Origin of the sequence: Streptomyces sp. NPDC088147 (genome assembly GCF_044741565.1) — a bacterium.
Classification (GTDB): Bacteria; Actinomycetota; Actinomycetes; order Streptomycetales; family Streptomycetaceae; genus Streptomyces.
Window position 1 is genome coordinate 346,136 of sequence record NZ_JBIUSY010000005.1, and the last position, 21,838, is coordinate 367,973.

At 71.6% G+C, this 21,838-nt stretch carries 14 protein-coding genes and 1 pseudogene; 6 read left to right on the plus strand and 9 right to left on the minus strand.

The features are described from left to right. Window positions 1–235: 235 nt before the first annotated feature. From ACIOGX_RS19545 to ACIOGX_RS19555, 3 genes and pseudogenes are all read right to left on the minus strand, one after another. The gene (locus ACIOGX_RS19545; protein WP_401914683.1) at window positions 236–1,480 is read right to left on the minus strand and encodes a DUF418 domain-containing protein; all 1,245 of its coding nucleotides are present in this window, start codon (window positions 1,478–1,480) and stop codon (window positions 236–238) included. A gap of 149 nt (window positions 1,481–1,629) precedes the next feature. Next, entirely contained in the window at window positions 1,630–4,980 is a 3,351-nt protein-coding gene (locus tag ACIOGX_RS19550) for a tetratricopeptide repeat protein (protein WP_401914686.1), read from the minus strand. A gap of 201 nt (window positions 4,981–5,181) precedes the next feature. Then, a pseudogene (locus tag ACIOGX_RS19555) lies at window positions 5,182–7,740 on the minus strand (bifunctional FO biosynthesis protein CofGH); the annotation flags it as partial. A 355-nt stretch (window positions 7,741–8,095) separates the two neighbouring features. On the opposite strand from ACIOGX_RS19555, the gene ACIOGX_RS19560 reads away from it, so the two are divergent. Then, on the plus strand, window positions 8,096–9,703 hold the full coding sequence (locus ACIOGX_RS19560; RefSeq protein ID WP_401914689.1) for a CehA/McbA family metallohydrolase: 1,608 nt from the start codon (window positions 8,096–8,098) through the stop codon (window positions 9,701–9,703). Between the two features lie 76 nt (window positions 9,704–9,779). On the opposite strand, the gene ACIOGX_RS19565 is transcribed toward ACIOGX_RS19560, so the two are convergent. The 3 genes from ACIOGX_RS19565 to ACIOGX_RS19575 all read right to left on the minus strand — a co-directional run bounded on the left by ACIOGX_RS19565 (window position 9,780) and on the right by ACIOGX_RS19575 (window position 12,068). Beyond that, on the minus strand, window positions 9,780–10,253 hold the full coding sequence (locus tag ACIOGX_RS19565; RefSeq protein ID WP_401914692.1) for a hypothetical protein: 474 nt from the start codon (window positions 10,251–10,253) through the stop codon (window positions 9,780–9,782). A 31-nt stretch (window positions 10,254–10,284) separates the two neighbouring features. Next, window positions 10,285–10,599 (minus strand): hypothetical protein, encoded by a 315-nt coding sequence (locus tag ACIOGX_RS19570; RefSeq protein WP_401914694.1) that lies wholly within the window; start codon window positions 10,597–10,599, stop codon window positions 10,285–10,287. 185 nt (window positions 10,600–10,784) lie between these two features. Continuing rightward, on the minus strand, window positions 10,785–12,068 hold the full coding sequence (locus ACIOGX_RS19575; RefSeq protein ID WP_401914697.1) for a helix-turn-helix domain-containing protein: 1,284 nt from the start codon (window positions 12,066–12,068) through the stop codon (window positions 10,785–10,787). Between the two features lie 939 nt (window positions 12,069–13,007). Here ACIOGX_RS19575 and ACIOGX_RS19580 point away from each other — a divergent pair. After that, window positions 13,008–13,412: a hypothetical protein gene (locus ACIOGX_RS19580; RefSeq protein WP_401914700.1), complete on the plus strand. Its 405-nt coding sequence runs from the start codon at window positions 13,008–13,010 to the stop codon at window positions 13,410–13,412. Between the two features lie 33 nt (window positions 13,413–13,445). On the opposite strand, the gene ACIOGX_RS19585 is transcribed toward ACIOGX_RS19580, so the two are convergent. Continuing rightward, window positions 13,446–13,988: a GNAT family N-acetyltransferase gene (locus ACIOGX_RS19585; protein ID WP_401914703.1), complete on the minus strand. Its 543-nt coding sequence runs from the start codon at window positions 13,986–13,988 to the stop codon at window positions 13,446–13,448. Window positions 13,989–14,225: 237 nt separating this feature from the next. On the opposite strand from ACIOGX_RS19585, the gene ACIOGX_RS19590 reads away from it, so the two are divergent. Further along, a complete protein-coding gene (locus ACIOGX_RS19590; RefSeq protein WP_384770410.1) occupies window positions 14,226–14,936 on the plus strand; it encodes an AAA family ATPase in 711 nt (236 codons plus the stop codon). Between the two features lie 37 nt (window positions 14,937–14,973). On the opposite strand, the gene ACIOGX_RS19595 is transcribed toward ACIOGX_RS19590, so the two are convergent. Both ACIOGX_RS19595 and ACIOGX_RS19600 read right to left on the minus strand, forming a co-directional pair. Then, a complete protein-coding gene (locus tag ACIOGX_RS19595; protein WP_401914706.1) occupies window positions 14,974–15,885 on the minus strand; it encodes a helix-turn-helix domain-containing protein in 912 nt (303 codons plus the stop codon). 310 nt (window positions 15,886–16,195) lie between these two features. Next, window positions 16,196–17,752 carry an FAD-dependent oxidoreductase gene (locus ACIOGX_RS19600; RefSeq protein WP_401914711.1) on the minus strand — a complete coding sequence of 519 codons (1,557 nt, stop codon included), beginning with the start codon at window positions 17,750–17,752 and terminating at the stop codon, window positions 16,196–16,198. Window positions 17,753–18,025: 273 nt separating this feature from the next. Between ACIOGX_RS19600 and ACIOGX_RS19605 the strand changes: the two genes are divergently transcribed. The 3 genes from ACIOGX_RS19605 to ACIOGX_RS19615 all read left to right on the plus strand — a co-directional run bounded on the left by ACIOGX_RS19605 (window position 18,026) and on the right by ACIOGX_RS19615 (window position 21,710). Then, window positions 18,026–20,977 carry a BTAD domain-containing putative transcriptional regulator gene (locus ACIOGX_RS19605; RefSeq protein WP_356518707.1) on the plus strand — a complete coding sequence of 984 codons (2,952 nt, stop codon included), beginning with the start codon at window positions 18,026–18,028 and terminating at the stop codon, window positions 20,975–20,977. 276 nt (window positions 20,978–21,253) lie between these two features. Beyond that, complete coding sequence (locus tag ACIOGX_RS19610) at window positions 21,254–21,406, plus strand: hypothetical protein (protein ID WP_356518706.1); 153 nt, start codon at window positions 21,254–21,256, stop codon at window positions 21,404–21,406. Between the two features lie 139 nt (window positions 21,407–21,545). Next, window positions 21,546–21,710 (plus strand): hypothetical protein, encoded by a 165-nt coding sequence (locus tag ACIOGX_RS19615; RefSeq protein ID WP_356518705.1) that lies wholly within the window; start codon window positions 21,546–21,548, stop codon window positions 21,708–21,710. Window positions 21,711–21,838: the final 128 nt, after the last annotated feature.

The window sequence follows — 21,838 nt, forward strand, 5'->3', positions numbered from 1 at the left end:
CGAGCGACCGCACCAACTGCGCAGCACTGTAATCGACCGGGAACAGTGGGTTGAGGGCGCGCTTCGGGATGACTGGGGACGGGTGGGGCGGTATGGGCGGCGGTCGCCCGGCAGGTCGGTTTTGGGCGGCGGGGCCCGGCCGCGAAGGTTTCGTGATGGTTACGTGGTGCCCGCCGCGCTGCCCGACGGGCCGCCCTGCCCGGGGACCGGCCTCACGCCTCCGGCACCGCCGGTGTCACACGGACGCCGGGCTGCGGCCGGGGCTCTCGCGCCGCCGCATGGCGGGCCGTTCCCACTGGGTGGCGGCCCGGAGCAGCCACTCGACCGGGCCCATCCGGAACCGCCGCATCCACCAGGCGCTCCACACCACCTGTACGGAGAAGATCACCACCGCGATGGCGGCGACCGGCGCGTACGGCACATGGCCGATGAGTCCGAGGCCGACCCCCGTGAAGATCAGGCCGCAGAGCAACGACTGGCTCAGATAGTTGGTCAGCGCCATCCGTCCCGGCCCGGCGAGCATCCCGGCCAGCCGCGCACCGCGCGCGGTCCTGAACACGCGCAGGAGCGTGGCGGCGTACGCGGCGGTGAGGAAGGGCGCGGTCACGAGGTGCGCGGCGTTGGAGAAGAGGTTGTCGTCCCCGCCGAAGGTGTAGAACGCCGAGCCCGCGAGCCCCACCGGGAAGCCGATGAGCTGGATGAGCCGCAGCTTCCCGCTGTGCCGCGCGGGGTCGGCGAGTACGCGCCGCTTGCCCGCGGCCAGCCCCACCAGGAAGGCGGAGAACGCCAGCGGCCCCTGGAAGAAGAAGATCAGCGGGAACGCGTTGCCCAGCGAGGAGACCCGCTCGCCGATGACCGATCCGACGCCACCGCGCATCGCCTCCGTACCGGCCCGTCCGTCGGCGAGCATCCTGGCCTGTTCCGAGGCGGTGGCGGTCGCGGAGGCACCGTCGATGACGGCCACGAGAACGGCCACGGTCAGGAACAGCAGCGCGATCGTGCCGGTGATGATCCCGGCCACCCACAGCGCGCGGCGCGGCGAGATGCCGCGCACCAGGAAGAGCAGCAGGCCGAGCACGGCGTACGTGACCAGGATGTCGCCGTAGAAGAGCAGGACCGCGTTGGCGACACCTATCAGGAACAGCGCCCCGAGCCGGCGCAGGAAGCGGGGGCGGAAGCTGAGTCCGCGCGCGGTGGCGGAGTTGATCTGGAGAGTGAAGCTGTAGCCGAAGAGAAAGGCGAAGAGCAGATAGAACTTCGACTCGAAGAAGAACGTGACGAGGTCCTTGGTGACCTCGTCGTGCCAGGCGATCCGGGCCGGGTCGGGCAGGTCGAGCAGGGTGTAACCACTCGCGAAGAACGGGATGTTGACCATCAGGATGCCGAAGAGCGCGAAGCCGCGCAGCGCGTCGACATCGGCGAGCCGCGCGGTCGCGGACGTGCCCGCGCCGGCGGGCTCGGTCGGAGACGGTGGTGTCATACCGTACGACGCTACGGAGGGCGGGCCGGGCACGGCATCCGACCAAAGTAGCGCGACCGGTTCACTTCGGTCTTTTCCCGCGGAGGTCTTTCTCGCGGAGGTCTTTCTCGCGGAACGCTCCGGTGATCCCCCGTCCCCCGTCCCCCGGTTCACGCCCAGCGGGCGGCGAACGCGTCGCGCGCGGCGACGACCCGGGCGAGCCGGGCGCTCAGGCCGGTGGTGTCGACGCCGGGCGCGCGCAGCAGCTCTTCGAGATGGGAGGTCATGTGCGCGAGATCGTCCCACTCGTGTTCCGTGGCGAACAGGGTGGTGAGCGAGGCGTCCAGCACCTCCCAGTCCCCCCGGACGGCCGCGCTCAGCATGGCGCCGTACGCGGGCATCTCGACCGCGGGGTCCTCGGCCTCCGACAGGAGTCGCTCCAGCTCCCGCCAGACCGGGACCCCGGCGTCCGCGCCCTCGGCCACCGTCACCGCCAGGGCCCGCTGGAGCGTGCCGTACACCGGCTCCTCGACGCTGAACCGCTCGGCCACCGCGAGCGCCTCGGCCCACTGCCCGGTACGGCGCAGCGCCTCGCAGCGGTCTTCCAGGTCGTCGTTGTCGGCGGTGGTCAGCTCGTCCAGCCAGTGAAGGGCTTCCTCGGGCCTGCCCAGGAGCAGGCTCATGGCCGCCACTCTGCGCCGGGCGTGGTCCGCCTCCGGGTACAGACTGACGCTCCGTGCGAAATCGGCGTACGCCTGCTCCGCGCGGCCGGTGGCCCGTGCCGTCGTGGCCCGGCAGTAGTAGGCCCACCAGCCGTCCGGATCGAGCTGCACGGACCGGTCCAGATCCGCGAAGGCGTGACCGTAGTGGCCGCGGGCGTGGTGGGCACGGCCACGCAGGGTGAGCGCCCAGACGTCGGAGGGCTGTCGGTTCAGCACCTCGGTGAGATCGGCGACCGCTTCCTCGTACTGTCCGGCGTCCAGCCGGGCCTCTCCTCGCTCCCGCCGGATCCACACGAGGTCCGGATCGGCGTCGACGGCGCGGTCCAGATCGGCCAACGCGCCCGACGGGTCGTCCAGTTCCTGGCGCAGCCCGGCCCGGTGCCCCAACGCCCAGGCGTACTCGGCGTCCAGTTCGATCGCGCGGTCCAGATCGGCGCGCGCCTCGGCGTGCCGCCCCAGCCGATGGCGGACATACCCCCGGCCCGCCAGGGCCGAGGCATGATCGGCGTCGATTCCCAGGGCGCGGGTCAACTCCCTCTCCGCGTCCTCGTTCCGGCCGGTGATCCGGTAGGCCTCACCACGCTCGGAGGCGACCCAGACGCTGTCCGGGGCCAGCTCGACCGCACGGTCCAGATCCGCGAAGGACCGGTCGGGTTCCCCCATGTCACGCAGCAACCGGGCTCTGCGGACCAGCGCCCACAGGTACTCGGCGTCCAGCTCCAGGGAGCGGCCGAAGTCGGCCAGAGCGGCCGTGTGCCGCCCCAGCCCGTGGTGGGCGGCGCCCCGGCAGGCCAGTGCGTAGGCGTTGGTCGGGTCGAGTACGAGGACACGGTCCAGCAGTTCGACGGCCTCCTCGCCCTGGCCCGCGAGGCGGAGCGTCTCCCCGTACTCCTCAAGGATCCACACCGTGTCCGGGGCCAGTTCGTCGGCCCGGCGCAGATCGACCAGGGCGACGTCGAGCCGGCCGTCCAACTGGTGGGTGTAGCCCCGGCCGTAGTAGGCGCTGGGCTCGTCCGGATCGAGGGCGAGCGCCCGGTCGTACTCGGCCAGCGCCTGTGTGTACCCGCCCGCCTCACGCAGTTCCCGTCCGCGTACGGTGTGCGCCGCCGCGCGGCCCCGGGTGTCCAGACCCGGTCGGTCGAGCAGCAGGCCGAGGGCCACCCGTACCCCTTCCTTCGCGTCGTCGAGGGCGGTCACCAGCCGCCGTCCCCACTCGCGGGCCGCCTCGTCGTCGGTGTCCGTACCGGCCTCCGCCAGGACCTGCGCGGCGCGGCGGGCCGCCGCCGGGGACTCGCGGCAGCCTTCGACCACATCCCGCAGCGCCCCGGGGAGCGCGCCGCGCGGGCCCGCGCACAGCGTGTGGTACGTCTCCTCGAAGCGCAGCGCGCGCCACTCGGCGCTCGCCCACACCTCGTCGGCCCGCAGGTCCGTCTCCGCCTCGGCGCGCCAGCGGGCGAAGCACGCGGCGAGCGCGGTGTGCCGCTCGCGCCAGCCGCGCGGGGAGCGGGTGCGCTGGAGGCGCAGCATGGGGGCGCGCACCACGCCGTGGTACGAGACCCCCGCGTCCTTGAGGGTGGCGAAGGGCAGCGTCCGCAGCCAGTCGTACAGCCCCGCCGCGTCCTCGGCGACGACCGCGCGGAAGACGTCCTCGTCCAGCCGGCGCGGCAGGGCGCAGGCGAGGGCCGCGGCCTGCCGTACCGGGTCCTGCTCCCATTTGAGGAAGCGTTCGACGGCGGTGGCGCTGGGGTCGCCCACGTCGTGCGGGTCCGCGGGCTGGTTCTCCGCGAGAGTGGAGACGAGGACGGGCAGGCCGCCCGAGAGCCTGAGCACCTCTTCCACGACGGACTCGTCCGTGACCCGTTTCGCCGCGAGGAGTGTGCGCGCCTCCCCTTCCGTGAAGGGCGCGAGCGGCAGGTCCGTCACGAAGTCCGCGAACTCGCCCCAGCGCGCGGCGCCGAAGGGGCGCTGGCCCGCCACCGTGACGACGACCGTGCCCGGGAACCGGCCGTAGGCGCTGGTCGTCATCAGGTCGCGCAGCCAGGTGTCCAGGAAGGGCGCGGTGCGTTCGTACGTGTCGAAGAAGAGCGCGATCCAGGGGACGGAGCGGGCGATCTCGGTCAGTTCGGTGACCAGTACGGGGGTGAGCACCTGGTCCGGCCGCAGGACGAGCTGGACGTCCTCCTGGTCGCGGAAGCGTGCGCTCAGGGTGGCCCGCAGCCGGTCGGCTCCCGCCGCGAGCTGCTGGGTGTCGACCACGTCCGCGAACGCTCCGACGACCGGGACCATACGGAGCCCGATCACCCCGGCCGTGACGGCGGCGGTGGACCCGGCGGACGGGGCGGGCGCGGCGGCCCCGGCGTACGGGACGGGGGACTCCCCGCCCGCCGGAGCGGCGCCGGGAGCGGCGCCCTCCGTACCGGCGGCCGACTGGGCCGCCGACTCGGCCTCGTGCCGCCGCTGCCGGTACGTGGCGAGCCGCCGGTCCAGTTGCCTGAGCGGATGCCCCTGCCGGCCGAGCTGCTCGGCGATCGCGGCCAGCGCCTCGGGAACGCTGCTGACGGACTCGTCCACGTACGCCGTCAGCGCGCCGCACTCACGGGCGGTCCGCTCCATCTCCCGTACGAGCGAGGTCTTGCCGACGCCCGCGTTGCCGTGGATGTGGAAGAGGTACCGGTGCCGCTCGTCCTCGGGCGGGCAGCCGAAGTTGTCGCGGTACGCGGTCAGTTCGGCGCTACGGCCGACGAATCTGCGGCGGCGCGCGATCAGTTCGGCCATCGACGGCTGATGCGCGTGCGCCACGTACGTACTCCCCCGTGTCCGTTCCGTTCTCGCCCGCCCAGTCTGCCAGCAGCGGCAACGGCGGCGACAGCGACAGCGCCCGGCCCGCGCGGGCCGGGCCCGCGCGGGCTGTGCGCTGCGACGGGCGACCCCGCCGTGACGAGTGGCCCCGCCGCGACGAGTGGCCCAGTCCGTCAGTCCGTCCGCCAGTCCGTCAGTCCGTCAGTCCGCCAGCAGAGGCAGCAGCTGCGGCAGATGTCCGTCCGACGCGGCAGCCGCCCGGACACGCTCCTCCGGGACCTCGCCGTACAGCGTCGTACGCGGCTTCGCCGGGCGGCCCGCCGCGTCCGCGATGGCGACGAGGTCCTTGACCGAGCGGTACGAACCGTAACTGGATCCGGCCATCCGGGAGATGGTCTCCTCCATCAGCGTGCCGCCCAGGTCGTTCGCGCCGGAGCGGAGCATCTCCGCCGCGCCCTCCGTGCCCAGCTTCACCCAGCTCGTCTGGATATTGGTGATGTGCGGGTGCAGCAGGAGCCGGGCCATCGCGATGACCGCGCGGTTCTCGCGGTCCGTCGGGCCGGGGCGGGCGATACCGGCCAGATACACCGGGGCGTTGGTGTGGATGAAGGGGAGCGTCACGAACTCCGTGAAGCCGCCCGTCTCCTGCTGGATCCGGGCGAGCGTACGGAAGTGGCCCAGCCAGTGGCGCGGCTGGTCGACATGGCCGTACATCATCGTGGAACTGGACCGGATGCCCAGTTCATGGGCGGTCCTGACGACCTCGATCCAGGTCGCCGTCGGCAGCTTCCCCTTGGTGAGGATCCAGCGCACCTCGTCGTCGAGGATCTCCGCCGCCGTGCCCGGGATCGAGTCGAGTCCGGCCTCCTTCGCCGCCGTCAGCCACTCGCGGATCGACAGGCCGGTGCGCGAGGCTCCGTTGACGACCTCCATCGGGGAGAAGGCGTGGACGTGCATCCCGGGGACGCGTTCCTTCACGGCGCGCGCGATGTCGAAGTACGCCGTGCCGGGGAGGTCCGGGTGGATCCCGCCCTGCATGCAGACCTCGGTGGCCCCGACCTCCCACGCCTGCTGGGCGCGGTCCGCGACCTGGTCGAGGGAGAGGGTGTACGCGTCCGCGTCCGTGCGGCGCTGCGCGAAGGCGCAGAAGCGGCAGCCGGTGTAACAGACATTGGTGAAGTTGATGTTGCGCGTGACGATGTACGTGACGTCGTCGCCGACCACGTCCGCGCGCAGTTCGTCGGCGATCCGGGTCAGCGCGTCGAGCGCCGGACCGTCCGCGTGGAGGAGCGCGAGCGCCTGGTCGTCCGTGAGCTTCACCGGGTCGTCGGCGGCCTGGGCGAGGGCCGACCGTACGTCCGTGTCGATCCGGGAGGGCACCATGCCGGGGGCGGCGGCCTCGCGCAGCGCCTCCCAGTCGCCGTACACCTCGTCGAAGTCGTCGCGCCGGTCGGTGGTGCGGCCCTCGGTGTCGATCGTGCGGTGCAGATCGGTGCGGCCGGTGGCGGTGAAGCCCTCATCGGGCTCCTGCCAGGGCAGCCCGGCCGGGCGCGTGTCCTCGCGGGCGAGGCCCGTCTCCGGATCGGCCAGCGCCCCCACGTGCGGCATCAGCCGCGGGTCCAGCCAGGGCTCGCCGCGCGCGATGAACTCCGGGTAGATGGTGAGCCGTTCGCGCAGCTCGAAGCCGGACTCTGCGGTACGCGCGGCCAGTTCGTCGATATGCGGCCAGGGGCGTTCCGGGTTGACATGGTCGGGGGTGAGGGGCGAGACGCCACCCCAGTCGTCGATGCCCGCGCCGATGAGCAGCGCGTACTCCGCGTCGACGAGGTTGGGCGGGGCCTGGACACGGGCGGCGGGGCCGAGGACGTGCCGGGTCACGGCGACGGCCGCGGCCAGCTCCGCCAGCTCGGCGTCCGGCATTCCGCGCATCGCGGTGTCCGGCTTGGCGCGGAAGTTCTGGACGATGACTTCCTGGATGCCGTGGTACGCCCGCTGGACGCGCCGGATCTCGAAGAGGGCGTCTGCGCGCTCCTCGTACGACTCCCCGATCCCGATCAGCACGCCGGTGGTGAACGGGACGTTGGAGCGGCCCGCGTCCTCCAGCACCCGCAGCCGTACGGCGGGCTCCTTGTCCGGCGAGCCGTGGTGCGGGCCGCCGGGCTCGGACCACAGCCGGGTGGCCGTCGTCTCCAGCATCATGCCCATGCTGGGCGCGACGGGCTTGAGCCGCTGGAGATCGGTCCAGGAGAGGACGCCCGGGTTGAGATGGGGCAGCAGCCCGGTCTCCTCCAGGACGCGGATCGCCATCGCGCGGACGTAGGCGAGGGTGTCGTCGTACCCCTCCGCCTCCAGCCACTCCCTGGCCTCGGGCCACCGGTCCTCGGGCCTGTCGCCGAGCGTGAACAGCGCTTCCTTGCAGCCGAGCGCGGCGCCCTGGCGCGCGATCTCCAGGACCTCGTCCGGCGAGAGGAACATGCCGTGCCCGGCGCGCCGCAGCTTGCCGGGGACGGTGACGAAGGTGCAGTAGTGGCATTTGTCCCGGCACAGCCGCGTGAGCGGGATGAAGACCTTGCGGGAGTACGTGATGACGCCGGGACGCCCGGCCGCCGCCAGCCCGGCGTCCCGCACGCGCGCGGCGGACGCGGCGAGGTCGGTGAGGTCGTCGCCGCGCGCCTGGAGCAGCACGGCGGCCTCCGCGACATCCAGCGCGACCCCGTCCCGCGCCCGCTTGAGCGCGCGCCGCATGGCGTTGGCGGTGGGGGCCGCCGTCCCTCCGGGTGGTGCCGGTTGGGCCGGTGGTGCCGGTTGGGCCGGTGCTGCCGGTGGTGCGGTCCGCTCTCCGGCGGGCCGGGGGGTCGTCGGTCGTCCTGTTCCGGATTCCTCAGGCACGCGCGTCATCATCCTCCGAGAATACGTTCGGTGCTGTGGCCTGCGACGACGCGGGACTTCGGACGCCGTCGCCCCGTACGCGTCCAGGTCCTGGACTCATTTCAGCCATCTGCCGACTCCCTTCCCTTGCTTCCTGGTTCACGGCTCGATACCAGAGTTCGAACGCACCCATCGGTGGTCGCATTCGTGACCACTTGTCCCTCTTGGCACCTCGGGAGCCGCCGGCATGTGTAAGGACCACGCAGAGACCCACGACACTCATCACACCCACGACGCCGCCCGCGACACCGCCCGCGACGCCGCTCACGACGCCGGGATCGCCCGACGAGGTCTTCTGGTGACGGGAGCCGCCGCCGCGCTTACGTTGAGTACCGTGAGCTTCGCGAGCGCGACCCCTTCCGGCGCCGCCGGTGCGACCGGTGCGGCCGGCGACGGGTCCGGAGAGCAGACCAGAACCGTCCGCGGCACGCTGCCGCCCGGCTCCCCCGACTTCGTCCACCTGCCCGTCGAAGTACCGCGCGGGGTCCGCGAGATACATGTCGCCTACTCCTACGAGCGCCCCACCATGCCGGCCGGCACCCAGGGCAACGCCCTCGACATCGGCATCTTCGACGAGCGCGGCACACGACTCGGCGGCGAGGGCTTCCGCGGCTGGTCCGGCGGCGCCCGTACCGAGTTCTTCCTGCGCGCCGACGAGGCCACCCCCGGCTACCTCCCCGGCCCGGTGAACGCGGGCACCTGGCACATCGCGCTCGGCCCGTACACCGTCGCCCCGCAGGGCCTGGCGTACGAGGTGACGATCACGCTGCGGTTCGGTGCCCCGGGCAAGACCCCCAAGCCCGTGTACCCGCCGCGGCGCGCCAAGGGGCGCGGCCGGGCGTGGTACCGCGGTGACTGCCACATCCACTCCGTCCACTCCGACGGCAAGCGGACGCCCGCCGAGATCGCCGCGCTCGCCAGGAAGGCGGGCCTCGACTTCATCAACACCAGCGAGCACAACACGCATTCCGCGCACCGCGTCTGGGACGGCCTGTGGGGTGACGACCTGCTGATCCTCACCGGCGAGGAGATCACCACCCGCAACGGGCACGTCGTGGCGCTGGGCATGGACGGCGGTACGTTCATCGACTGGCGCTACCGTGCCCGCGACAACCGCTTCGGCCACTACGCCCGCGAGGTCCGCCGCGCCGGCGGCCTGGTCGTCCCGGCCCACCCGCACGCCACCTGCATCGGCTGCAACTGGAAGTTCGGCTTCGCCGACGCCGACGCGGTGGAGGTGTGGAACGGCCCGTACACGGTCGACGACGAGGTCTCCCTCGCCGACTGGGACAACACCCTGGTCTCCGCGGCCCGTTCGGGACGGCCCTGGACCCCCGCGATGGGCAGCAGCGACGCCCACCGCGACCCCGACCCCATCGGCACCCCGCAGACCGTCGTCCTGGCCGAGGACCTCACCCGCGACGCCATCCTCGCCGGCATCCGCGCGGGCCACAGCTACATCGCCGAGTCCGCCTCGGTCTCCCTGACCTTCGGCGCGGCGGGCGGCCGGGGCAGGCACGCGGGCATCGGCGACCGCCTGCGCGTCGGCGCGGACGAACCGGTGACGGTACGTCTGGAGGTCACCGGCGCCCCCGGCCGCACCGCCCACTTCGTCACCGACCAGGGCACCCTGCACACGGCCACGCTCCCGGACTCCGGCACGGGCACGGTCGAATGGCGCACCACCCCCGCCTACGCCACGTACGTACGCGCGGAGGTCCGCCACGCCCCGACGACACCGGGCTTCCCGGGCGCGCTCGCGGCGTTCACGAACCCGGTCTTCCTCGGGGAGTGACGACGGCCCGCACGATGCCCGGCCGACACCCACCAGAAACAGGTGTCGGCCGGGCCCCCTGCTGGGGTAAGGGGCTTTACCGGGTCGCGCCGCCGGGCCACAGGACGGTGACGGGTACACCTACGCGTGCCGCGTACGCCACGACATCGGCGGTACCGCCGTATCCCCGGGCCGGAAGGCCGTCCCAAACGGCGAGTACGACGTCGGAGAGGCCGACGAGGATCTCGCTTCCCGCCTGGTGTGCCTCCGAGGTGGATTCGGTCATGCCCGTGTGGTGAGTATCGGAGGCGCTGGAGAACAGCGCGTCGTACTCAGCGTGATGCCAGTCGGGCAGGCCCTGGCGGTACCGCGCTGCCGGGATGACGACCTCGATGCGCCCGCCGACGTCGAGGACGGCTTGAGCCCACCACGCGTCCGGGCCGTCGGCGATACAGCTGATCCCGACGAGGTCGTGTGCGTCGAGCGTGGCGATCTGTTCGGCGAGCATGGCCTTTACTTGCTGCCCGATCTCCTTGGACAGGCCACGGTGTCCAGTGATGCCCACGCGCATGGTGCGCCCCCTACAGGTATGCGGTGTGTGGCTACTCCAGAGGACCGCTCGAAGAGGGCGCCGTCCTCCGGATGGCGCGCAGCATGGCGGTGAGGACGGGTCCATCGGCGGAGGGCTGCTGCTCGCTGATCGTCTCGTAGCCCCACGACTCATACAGTGCCTTCACCTTCCCGTTTCCGGCCTGCGGGTTCACGAGGAGGGAAACCTGCTCCTCCGGGCGGTGCGCGAGCAGTTCGTCATGAATCCGCAGGGCGGTGCCGGTGCCTCGCCAGGGCTTGCGGAGCATGATCTCCTTCAGCGCCAGGGTGGGTGTGTCGGTGCATCCCGAGGGCAGGATGGTGGTCATGCGCCGCCACCAACGGTCATCCGGCGGGAGCGTGTTCCCGTAGGCGTACCCCACCGGCTCTTGGCCGTGGTAGGCGATGACGGCCTCCCATCCGGGCTCGGACGCATGCCGAGCCAGCCGCTCGCCGTACCGCTCCATCAAGTTCCCCTGTCGTGGGCGTGACGCGGTTCGATGCCAATTGAGTGTCACGCGTTGTCCCTTCGACTGTCATGGGCGTACTCGTCCCACGCCCTGGAGAACGAACTGGACGGCGCGGCGGTGTGAAGCCTGACGCCGAAGTCGCCGAGCAATCTGGTGACGCGCGGGTGACGGGTGAAGACGCCTGAGGGGATGGATTGTGCTGTGCCGATGGCGAGTTCGATGTCACCTTGACCGAGTTGTGCGTGGGCCAGCCGTGCGGTGACGATGGCGCGGTCCCGCTGCATATAGGGGCGCAGCAGGACCAGGCTGCGGTGGGCATGAGCTTCGGCCCTTTCGAAGTTCCCCAGGCTGAGATGTGCGGAGAGGGCGAGTTCTTCGATCTCTCCTTGATCACGGACCGCAGTCATCCATACAGGCCGGGAGGCGTGCGGATCTGCGCGGTCGAGTGCCTCTCGGGCGTGGCCGATCGCACGCCTCACATCTGTGGCGTTGCCGACAAGACCGCAAATGACTGCATGGCGGGCGTGGCCGAGCGAGGCGAAAAGCGGGTCGCGGCGAGCGATGGGCAGGCCGCGTGCCACGTCGTTGGCCGCCAGGGCATCAGCAGGGCGCCCGAGATGCCGGTACAGACTGCCTGCGTGGGACCAGATGCGGAACTGGATGGTGCTGTCACCGGACATGGCGGCGAGGCTGGCAGCACGGTCGAAGTGGGTCTGTGCCTCATCGAAGCGGCGTCCGTCGATAGCGGCCCACATAGCGCTGGAGGTGAAGGAAGCCGCGCAGGCATACAGGGCACCCCTTACCCGCTGGCTTGCGGTGCCGCGTTCTTGAAGAGCCAGGGCTTCGGCAGCGAGGGAGGAGGCTTGAGTCTCGATGGTGAGTCGGCCGCCGTACTGCTGATCGCTCATGATAAGAGCGGAGAACTTGCTCAACAGCCGCTCCACGTCGCCCGCTCCGACGCGTCGTTGCACGGAATGGCCATGGGCGGGGGTGGCAGAGGCAGCAGTCAGAGCGATTCCGGCCGATGCGCTGATGAAGTGGCGACGAAGCACACGGTCCTCCATTGGTCCCGATGGCAGGGGATCTTTTTCTCCCCGAGGCGCGAATCCCAGCTCGCTGATCCGGCAGTTGAAGACTGTCTCCAACGCTTCCCTCTGCCGCGAATGGGGCCAGCGAGTTTTTCCGGTCAGCCAGTTGCGTACGGTGCGGTCGCTCACGGTCCCGTCATGGCCGAGGGCACGCAGATAGGCGTTCACCGCTTCGGCTAATTCGTTCTGGGTGAAACCCGCTTCGTCCATACGGCTCATGAGCTTCTGGTTGCCCTCCACCGTTGCACCGTAGCCAGTCATGCCACTGAGGCAGAAGCGGACAACTGTGAAATTTCCGGTTGTCTTCAACGCGTGCCGTTCCGGCTTTTCCTCCCCCCTGTGCCCGCCCGGTCGTTCACTGATGCACAGCCACCACTACGGAGGGTGGCGACGCGATGACGGAAGGCGCGGACCCAGCATGTGCGAGCAAGCCCCCGGAACGGCGGTCCGTGCAGCCGAACTTGAGGCCACGGTCCACAGCGGTGGCTTCTGGCGCTTGGTGCCCGAATCCGTCCCCCGGATGTACGACCCGGTGACGAAGGCGCTCCTGGAGCGCGTACTCCACGGACTGAGGCGAGAGGCGGAATGACACACAGCAAGGCGCGGAAGCTCTTGGCCCAGCTGACGGAGGAGTTCGGGACGGACGGCCTCCTCGCCATACCGAAGTGTGATCCCGGAGGGGAAAACACCGACCTCGTCCCCGGGTCGGCACTGCGCTGGCCCCCGTGTGAATGCGGGCATTCCCTGTGCCCCGATTACGGGCCCTCCGAGTAAGAGTGCAATCGGCACCGGGAGAACCGGTGTCCGCATCCCATGGCGACCGCTTCGGGTCAGGGTCGCATCACCGTCTCCGGACGGTACGCATACGCCCGTTCCGGCCGGACTCCCGGCGAAGGAATTGCCGACCGGAACGGGTCGGGCCACAAGGGCCCAGCACTGCACCAATCGGCTCGCCCGGACGGACCGGGCGTCGATAAGGCACAGGAGGTCACCATGCGACACCTGATGGAGCCGGTCAAGGTCGGCGGAGAGGACACCGGCGAGGACGAAGGCAAGGGCGGCAGCCCCTCCGGCGGCTGCGGGGACGGCGACGGCTGCGGCCGGAAGTAACAGCACACCGTTGAACCGGGCGGCCTCGCACATCGGGGCGGGGCCGCCTGCCGAACCTCAAGGAGAGAAGTGGCGCCGCACCACCACGCGTACGTATGGCTCGGTCACGGAGACGTACTGGTGAAGCCGGGCGACGCACATCGTCGCGCGGGACACCCGGAATTCCCGTCCGCCCAGGTGATGCCCCTGGAAAGCGCGGACTGGCTCCTCAAATCCGCGGCCCGGATCGAGGCGACGTTCGCCGAGCCGGATGAGGCCGCGGACTGGTACGCAGAGCAATTGGCGCACCACGCCGAGACTTTCACGGGCACCTACGCTCCGACGGCCGACCGCGAGGAGTTCGTACGACGCCTGGCGACCGGCGAGGATCTCGTGGGGGGCTGGTGGCTGACGGGTGGCCGTTTCCTCTCCGTCAATCTGGTTGCGTGCGGTCCGCACCGGGTGCGCCCGGAGTACGCGTGTCCGGCGCGATAGCGGATGAGGTTCTCGGCCTCGGCGGGCGCCCGCCTACCCCCTCGGGTCGTGCTTCCAGTCCTGGACGAGGAGACCGAGCAGTACCTCGTCCAGGAACTCGCCCATCACCCAGGACGAGGCGCGCAGCACGCCCTCGCGGACGAAGCCGTTGCGCTCGGCGGAGCGCAGCATCGCGGCGTTGTCCGACAGCGTCTCGATCTGTAGCCGGTGCAGGCCGCGCACGATGAAGCCGTAGTGGCACATGACCGCCACCACGTCGGTGCCGTAGCCCATGCCTCGGGAGGACGGCAGCAGCCCCAGCCCGATGTGCGCGGACCGGTTGTGGTTGTCGATGTCCCACAGCACCGCGGTGCCGACCAGCGTGCCGCCGTCCAGCTCCACCACGGAGAACGGGACGTGCCGCTGCTCCTCGTCGTCCACCGCGAACTTCGAGTTCTTCGAGCCGGGCGTGATCGGCCGCCACGGCCGGCCGTCGGCCCGCGCGTGGCCGGCCACATCGGCGTGGAGCTCGGTCTCCAGGATCGGAATGTCGTCTTCGTGACGGGCCCTGAGCCCGACCTTGCTGCCCCTTAGCATGCAGGCTTCCTATCCAACCGGGCCGACCGGAGGCAACCGAATAAGGGGGCGTTCCAGCCGATGGGACGGCGATGGCGACCGCACCTGGTGACGCCGGCCGCGGCACGCGATAAAGATCAGGACCGGCGCGCACTTCGAGAAGCGGCACCCCGCGCCACCACGCGAGGAGTGGGCCGAGCTGGGGCGCGACGCCCTGGGAAGCCGTACGTCTTCCGCGTCATGGGCGACACTGCTCGGGTGATTGTCGAACGCGCGTATGCCCATCTCTCCTCGTACGACGAGAACGCCTGGCCGTGGTCGGTGCCCTGCGTCCGGCAGCTGCTCGACGAGGGGCTGCGCTTCACCACGCCCGTGACCTTTCTGGTCGGTGAGAACGGTTCGGGGAAGTCCACGTTGGTCGAGGCGCTGGCGGAGGGGTTCGGTCTGGACTCCTACGGCGGCTCCCACGACTGGCGCTACGCGTCCCCGCGTGGCAAGTCGGCGCTCGGCGAGCGGATGAAGTTCGACGCGGGCGCGCGCGGGCGCCGCATGGCAACCAGTTGGTCGGCTCGCAAGGGCTTCTTCCTGCGGGCCGAGACCGCGATGGACGCCCTGGGCAGGGAGGGGTTCTCGCCGGACTCGGTCAGCCATGGTGAGGGCTTTCTCGCCGCGTTCCGGGGGAAATTCCTCCACACCGGGCTCTATGTGATGGACGAGCCGGAGGCGGCGCTCTCGTTCTCTTCGTGCCTCGAACTGATCGGCCACATCGACCGGCTGGCGAAGGAGGGCGGCCAGGTCATCTGCGCCACGCACTCCCCGCTGCTGACCGCCCTGCCGGGCGCGGACATCATCGAGGTCGGCGACCACGGCATGCGGAGGGTGGCCTGGCGGGAGCTCGGTGTCGTGGACCACTGGCGCCGCTATCTCGCCGACCCGAACGCCTATCTGCGGCACATCGTCGAGCCGTAGGCGTAGGCGTAGCCGCGTTGCCGCGGGCGGCGGCCAGTCACCTGCGGAGAAGGCCGGCGCCGGGCCGTGAGGCCGCTCGGCAGCCGGGGCAGTTGCCTGGTTCCGGTGCACGGAAAGCGTGGTCGCAGCGGTCGCAGTTCTGGAGGGGGACGACGCGTGCTCGGGCCGGTGCGGCGGGGAGTGGCGGAGGCAGCAGAGTGGTGAGGCGGTGGGCGAGGAGGGCCGCCGGGGAGTGGATGGGGTCGTGCGGGAGCAGGCTGGTCAGGGTGTGTTGCACGGCGGCGGGTTCGATCCCACGCTCCAGCCAGGCCGATACGGCGCCCGCGAGGCGGCGGACGTCCCGTTCGGAGAGGACCAGTCGCGGGTCGTGGCGTCGGAGTCCGGCGAGGATTTCGGTGGCGGTGCGGTGGCGGGTGAGGTCGGGATGGCCGGGCTCGGGAAGGGGCGGAGCGGGCGACGGAGTCCGGGCCGGGGAAAGGGTGTTGGTCGGGGCAGATGTGATGGCGGGAGCCGGGGCCGGGGCAGTGGTCGGCGCGGGCTTCGGTCTCGGTCTCGGCTTCGGCGCGGTCGGCTGCTGGGTCAGGGGCGGCGGCATGTCGTACGCGACCGTCCTCGTCACCCAGCGGCCTTGCGGGGTGCGTTCCCTCGTACGGCTGAGATAGCCGTACGCCTCCAGCTGCCGCAGCGCCTTGGCGATCGTCACCTCGCCCTCCTCGAACCGCGCGGCGAGGGTCTTGATGCCGACGTTCACCCCGTCGGGCAGGGACTGGATGTACACGCCGAGACCCAGCGCGACCAGCGACATTCCCTCGTGCTGGGCGAGGTGGTTGCCGATCACGGTGAACTTCTCGGTGTGCCGGTGCCGTTGGTGGGCGACCCCGGACGGGGGAACGGCCGCCGGAATGCCGGACTGGGCGCGCGAGGGCGCGTTAAGCTGCTGAAGAGCCATCGGGAAGGTGTCTTCTTCCTGGGTGGTCAGGCCCTCGATCGGGATGCCAGTCCCGGCCGGGGGCCGAATTGGTTTGGGGTTGCGTCGCTGAGCGTAACCACACCAACACGCCACCCATGACCAGATGTTGCCTTCTTCACCCGTGCGAGTGACGAGGACTGCCGGGAAAAAGGGGTGGTTGGGCAGGGTTCTTACCCGGGTTCTTGAGAGCTTTCTACGTCCCGTGCCGCCGGGTCCTCGTCCACCGAGTCCTCGTCCACCGAGTCGTGGAAACCTCGATCCGGTGGGCACGCGAAGATCCCGCCGTGCGCTACGGACGCCCCTCCCGCTGTCCGGTCCGCTGTCCGGCCCGCTGTCCGGTCCACTCCGCGAGGGCTCCGCGCAGGCCCGACGGGTCCGGGGCGTCGGCCGCCCAGGCGATGTAGCCGTCGGGCCGGATGAGCAGCGTGCGCGTGGTGCTGTGCGCGAACTCGGTGTACAGCACCGGGCCGTCGCCCGGCACCACCGACCGGACGCGTTCGTCCCCACGCGGTCCCACCACCACGAACCGGCCCGCCCGCAGCGCCTCGTACAGCCGTCCCGACGACAGCGCCAGATCGGGGGCGCGCCTGCCGACCAGGGGGTGGGCGCCGCGCGGGGAGCGGTACGCGATGCCGACGCCGCTGACCATGCGCATCGCGCGGTCCGTCAACGGGTGTGCCCGGACGAGCAGTTGGGACCCGATCGCCCCCAGGGCGCGCATCGGGACGGACCGGGTCAGCGCGAGCCGGATGATGCCCCCGCTGGCGCGCAGCACCATGGCACCGACCGGGTGGCGCTCCGTGTCGTACGTATCGAGCAGCGCGTCGCCCGCCCGTCCGTCGAGCACGGCCGACAGCTTCCAGCTGAGGTTCGCGGCATCCTGGAGGCCGGTGTTCATGCCCATGCCGCCGGCCGGGGAATGGACATGCGCGGCGTCGCCCGCGAGAAAGACACGCCCCACGCGATAGTGCGGCACCTGCCGTTCGTCGCTGTGGAAGCGGGAGATCCAGCGGGCGTCGTGCATGCCGTAGTCGGAGCCGAGCGCCCGCCGGGCGGCTTCCCGCACCTCGTCGAGATCGGCGGGTGCGCTGTCGGGGAGTTGCCGGGCGCGGTTCCAGCCCATGACGCGGTACCAGCCGTCGCCGAACGAGCCGATCAGCGCCAGGAAGTCGCCCTCGGCGTTGGCGGTCAGCGGGGCGGGCGGCGTCTCGGTCAGCCGGACGTCGGCCAGCACCATCGAACGGATGACGGCGGAGCCGGGGAAGGGCAGTCCGAGGGAGCGGCGGACGGTACTGGAGGCACCGTCCGTGCCGACGACGTAGGAGGCGCGGAGCGTGCGCGATCCGGCTCCGGCCACCGCTCCCACGCCCGACCCGGCCACCGCCCCCGCGCCCGCCCCGGGCCCCGCCCCCGACCCGGGCCCCGCGCCTCCCGCTCGCACCTCCACCCCGGCCCCCTCGCCGCCCTGCCGTACACCCGTCACCTCCGTGTCGTACAAGAACGTGACACCGGCCTCGCGTGCGCGCCGTTCCAGCAGTCGCTCCACCTCGTACTGCCCGACGACCAGGACGTACGGGAAGCGGCTGCGCAGCCGGGACAGATCGATGGCCGTCCGCGTCAGCAGCCGCAGCTCCCGTACCGGAAATCCGCGCGCCACCAGTTCGTCGGCCAGTCCGCGCGCGTCCAGCTGCTCCAGCGTGCGGGCGTGGACGGCGAGAGCGCGCGTGAGATTTCCGACTGCTTCCGCGCGGCGTTCGACCAGGGTCACGGCGTGTCCGGCGACCGCCAGATCCCCCGCGAGCAGCAGCCCGGTCGGACCGGCCCCCACCACGATCACATCGGTCATGGCCGCTGCCTCCTCGTCTTCCTCGCCGACACGGACCGGCACGGACCGCCACGGAACGGCACGGTCCAGCACGGACCGGCATGGTCCAGCACGGTCAACCGTCATACCAATACTTATTGGTCAACAGAAGTCCGGCGCTCCGTGACACGTGCGTCAACCGCGGTCCCGATCCTGTCGAGGGCTTGTGCAGACCGCTACTCACTGCTGACGCGCAGCCGCCGACAAGGCAGACTGTCGAGGGCGATACCGGCAGTGGCAGGGGCAGGGGGAGCTATGGAACGTGACGGCGGGCCGCGCGTACCGGAGCAGCGGGCTCCGGCCGTGCAGGGTGGCTCGGGCGAGCTGCGCTTCAGCGTGCTCGGACCGGTGCGCGCCTGGCGCGGCGGCGAGCCCGTACCGCCCGGGTCGCCGCAGCAACGTGCCCTGCTGGCCGCCCTGTTACTGCGTGACGGACGCACCGCCACGGCCGGTGAACTGATCGACGCGCTCTGGGGCGACGAGCCGCCCTCGCAGGCGCTGGCCGCCGTACGGACCTATGCCTCGCGCCTGCGCAAGGGGCTCTCCCCCGGCGTGCTGGTCACCGAGGCCGGTGGCTACGCCCTGCGGACCCGGCCCGACCAGCTCGATCTGAACCTGGCTCAGGAACTGGCCACGGACGCGGAGAAGGCCCGCGCCGCCGGGGACCGCAACCAGGCCCGCGCGCTGCTCAACAAGTCGCTGGGGCTGTGGGACGGCGAGGCGCTGGCCTCCGTACCCGGCCCGTACGCCGAGACCCAGCGGGCCCGGCTGGAGGAGTGGCGCCTCCAGCTCACCGAGACCCGGCTCGATCTGGACCTGGAGGTCGGCTGCCACGCCGAGGCGGTCTCCGAGCTGACCGTGCTGACCGCCGCGCATCCGCTGCGCGAGCGGCTGCGCGAACTGCTCATGCTGGCGCTCTACCGCAGCGGCCGGCAGGCGGAGGCGCTCGCCGTCTACGCGGACACCCGCCGGCTGCTCGCCGAGGAGCTGGGGGTCGACCCGCGCCCCGAACTCGCCCAGCTCCAGCAGCGCATCCTCCAGGCGGACACCGAACTGGCCAGTCCCGTGGAGGAACACGCGCCGCCGCCCACCTTCATGCGCCCCGCGCAACTCCCGGCGACGGTGCCCGATTTCACCGGCCGCGTCTCCTTCGTGCAGGAGCTGGGCAAGCGGCTGTCCACGGTCGAGGGGTCCGTGATGGCGGTCTCCGCGCTCGCGGGCATCGGCGGTGTCGGCAAGACGACCCTGGCGGTGCATGTCGCGCACACGGCGCGGACGTACTTCCCCGACGGCCAGCTGTACGTGGACCTCCAGGGCGCGGGCACGCGGGCCGCGGAGCCGGAGAACGTACTGGGCTCGTTCCTGCGGGCGCTCGGCACCCCCGACGCCGTGATCCCCGACTCGCTCGACGAACGCTCCGCGCTCTACCGCTCGACGCTCGACGGCCGGCGCATCCTGGTGCTGCTGGACAACGCGCGGGACGCCGCGCAGGTGCGTCCGCTGCTGCCGGGTACGGAGGGCTGCGCGGCGCTGGTCACCAGCCGGGTCAGGATGGTCGATCTGGCGGGCGCGCATCTGGTCGACCTCGATGTGATGTCACCGGAGGAGGCGCTTCAGCTCTTCACCCGGATCGTCGGCGAGGAGCGGGTCACCACCGAGCGCAAGGCGGCGCTGGATGTCGTCGCGGCGTGCGGTTTCCTTCCCCTGGCCATCCGGATCGCGGCGTCCCGCCTGGCGGCCCGCCGCACCTGGACGGTCTCGGTCCTGGCGGCGAAGCTCGCCGACGAGCGGCGCAGACTGGACGAGCTCCAGGCGGGCGACCTCGCGGTCAAGGCGACCTTCGAACTGGGCTACGGCGCCCTGGACCGGGCCCAGGCCCGCGCCTTCCGCCTGCTCGGCCTGGCCGACGGCCCCGACCTCTCGCTGGCCGCGGCGGCGGCCGTACTGGACCTGCCGCTGCACGACGCCGAGGACCTGCTGGAGTCGCTGGTCGACACCTCCCTGCTGGAATCCGCGGCGCCGGGCCGCTACCGCTACCACGACCTGGTACGTCTCTACGCGCGTGCCTGCGCGGAACGCGACGAACAGCCGCCCACGGAGCGCGAGGCGGCGCTCTCGCGGCTGCTGGACTTCTACCTGGCGACGGCCGCGAGCGTGTACGCCCTGGAGCGCCCCGGGGACCGCCTGGTGGACCACCTGGAGCCGACGTCGTACCAGGGCCTGTCCTTCACCGACCGGCACGACGCGCAGGACTGGCTGTACGCGGAGGCCAACTGCCTGCTGGCCTTCGTACGGCAGTGCTCGGGCGCGCCGACGCTGCGCCGCGCGGTCGATCTCCTCTGGGCCAGTGTCGATCTGGCCGAGTCCGGCGCCAACTCCAAGCAGTACGAGGAAGCCGCCGCCGTCCTGCGGAAGGCCGCCCATGCGGTGGGCGACCAGCGGGCCGAGGCGCGCGCACTGGTGATTCTGGCCAATGTCCACCAGATGGTGGGCCGCTTCGAGGAGGCGGACCAGGAGGCCGGACAGGCGCACCGGCTCGCGGAGGCGGCGCAGGACCCGCTGCCCAGCTGCTGGGCGGCGAACGCCCGGGGAGTCATCGCGCTCTTCCAGGGCCGGCACGCCGAGGGAGAGAAGTATCTGACGCGCTCCCTGGAGCGGTTCCGGGTGGCGGAGGACCGCGCCGGTGAGGCGAGCGCCCTGTGCAACCTCTCCCGTATCCGGCTGGCGACCGGGCGTACGTCCAGCGCCGTCGCCCTGGCCCAGCAGGGCATAGACATCTACGACGGCCTCGGGCACTCCCTGCGCGGGGCGAACGGCCGCTACGCGCTGGGGCTCGCGCTCACCCAGGCCGGGCAGCTCGGTGACGCCTCCCAGCGGCTCCACGAGGCGCTGGGCGTCTTCCGCGACAGCCGTCAGCGGCTGTGGGAGGGCATGACGCTCTGCCGGCTGGCCGAGGCGGATCTGGAGGGGCACAAGCCGGCGCAGGCCGCGTCCAACGCCGAGATGGCGCTGACGGTCCTGCGCGGCATCGGCGGGGAGTGGCGGCGCGGGAACGTGCTCACGGTCCTGGGCCGGGCGCTGCACGGCATCGGACAGACGGGCCGGGCCCAGGTCTGCTGGCGCGAGGCGCTGTCCCTCCACGAGGCCCTCGGTTCCGCGGAGGCGGCGGAGGTACGCGCGCTGCTGTCACCGGCCGCCGCGGCATGACCCCCGGCACGGCCCCCGGCACGACCCCCGGCATGCCTCCGGCCCGGCCCCCGGCGTAATCTCCGGCCCCAGTGGGGCGTTCATCGTTCGTTTATCGCCACGCGCCACTCTGGTGCACGTCGAGCCGTCGTATCGGGGGGCAGACGGAACGACACGGACCGGAGCACTGCGGTGAACGGTCCCTGAGATGCCCGGCCGACGGTTTCCGGGGGAGTTGTCGGCCGGGCATCTCCCAGCCCATCACGCACATGTTGGACAACAGGGGAGATATCAATCATGGGTGACAAGAAGACGGACGAGACGGTCCTCAAGCCGAAGGACATCCACGCGACGTCCACCGGCGGCGAGAACACCGTCAAGGACATCCATGCCACGGGCGGCGAGGCCACCACGCAGGGCGACATCCACGCCACTGGTGAACCCGCCTGACCAGACCTCTCGGACGGGGGTGACGACCGCGGCGGCGCGGAGGGGGGGCCGTCGCGGTCGTGGCATGTCCGGATATCACCACTAGCGAGCGTGGCCGACGCGCATACGCTTCAAGAGTCCCTGCCACAAAGGATTTGAGATGACACTCGTCAAGCGCATTCTGGTCACGGCCGCTCTGGCGGCCGCGGCGGCCGCGGGTTCGGCGGCGCCGGCCCTCGCGGCCGGCAGCCACATATCGTTCGCCCCTCAGGACCAGGACGACCCTCCGGTCGTCGTCACCCCTCAGGACGTGCACGCCACCTGAGGCAGGCCACGCACGAAGAGGCGGGGGGGGGGGGGTGGGCCCCCCCCCCCCCCCCCGGCCCCCCCCCGCCCGCGCGGGGGGGGGCCCCCCCCCCCCCCCCCCCGCCCGGGGGGGGGGGGGGCGGCGGG

Coding starts and splice junctions, on each gene's coding strand:
- ACIOGX_RS19570 (WP_401914694.1), bottom strand. CDS start 10,599: ATGACCACCATCCTGCCCTCGGGATGCACCGACACACCCACCCTGGCG.
- ACIOGX_RS19595 (WP_401914706.1), bottom strand. CDS start 15,885: ATGGCTCTTCAGCAGCTTAACGCGCCCTCGCGCGCCCAGTCCGGCATT.
- ACIOGX_RS19560 (WP_401914689.1), top strand. CDS start 8,096: ATGTGTAAGGACCACGCAGAGACCCACGACACTCATCACACCCACGAC.
- ACIOGX_RS19585 (WP_401914703.1), bottom strand. CDS start 13,988: ATGCTAAGGGGCAGCAAGGTCGGGCTCAGGGCCCGTCACGAAGACGAC.
- ACIOGX_RS19615 (WP_356518705.1), top strand. CDS start 21,546: ATGACACTCGTCAAGCGCATTCTGGTCACGGCCGCTCTGGCGGCCGCG.
- ACIOGX_RS19605 (WP_356518707.1), top strand. CDS start 18,026: ATGGAACGTGACGGCGGGCCGCGCGTACCGGAGCAGCGGGCTCCGGCC.
- ACIOGX_RS19610 (WP_356518706.1), top strand. CDS start 21,254: ATGGGTGACAAGAAGACGGACGAGACGGTCCTCAAGCCGAAGGACATC.
- ACIOGX_RS19600 (WP_401914711.1), bottom strand. CDS start 17,752: ATGACCGATGTGATCGTGGTGGGGGCCGGTCCGACCGGGCTGCTGCTC.
- ACIOGX_RS19565 (WP_401914692.1), bottom strand. CDS start 10,253: ATGCGCGTGGGCATCACTGGACACCGTGGCCTGTCCAAGGAGATCGGG.
- ACIOGX_RS19545 (WP_401914683.1), bottom strand. CDS start 1,480: ATGACACCACCGTCTCCGACCGAGCCCGCCGGCGCGGGCACGTCCGCG.